1 protein-coding gene is annotated in these 311 nt (G+C 55.9%); it reads right to left on the bottom strand.

What is annotated here, in order from left to right; translation table 11 throughout:
* Window positions 1-311, bottom strand: a 311-nt coding sequence (locus tag CVN76_RS02540) for a response regulator (RefSeq protein WP_157805486.1), incomplete at both ends; no start/stop codon positions are given.

The following is a 311-nucleotide window of genomic DNA, read 5'->3' as shown; positions in this document are numbered from 1 at the left end:
GCGCTGGCCTGTTCCGGCAGGGGGGCCGGGCGGCTGTGCAGCGCCTCCAACTTTTGCAGCATGGTGACGATGCGCGCTTCGTGATAAGGCTTGAGGATGTAGTCAAACGCTTCGATCTCGAACGCTTCCACCGCATGTTCTTTATAGGCGGTGATAAACACTATCGAAGGCCGGTGCGCAAATTTGCTGATGTTTTGCGCCAGCAGTACGCCGTCCAGCGACGGGATATTGATGTCGAGGAAAATGGCATCGACCTGATGGTTTTGCAGGTATTTCAGCACGTCCAGCCCGTCATCGAAGGTGGCTTCGAT

The organism is Bacillus sp. mrc49, from assembly GCF_002803435.1.
This window is presented reverse-complemented; position numbering and strand designations above follow the sequence as displayed.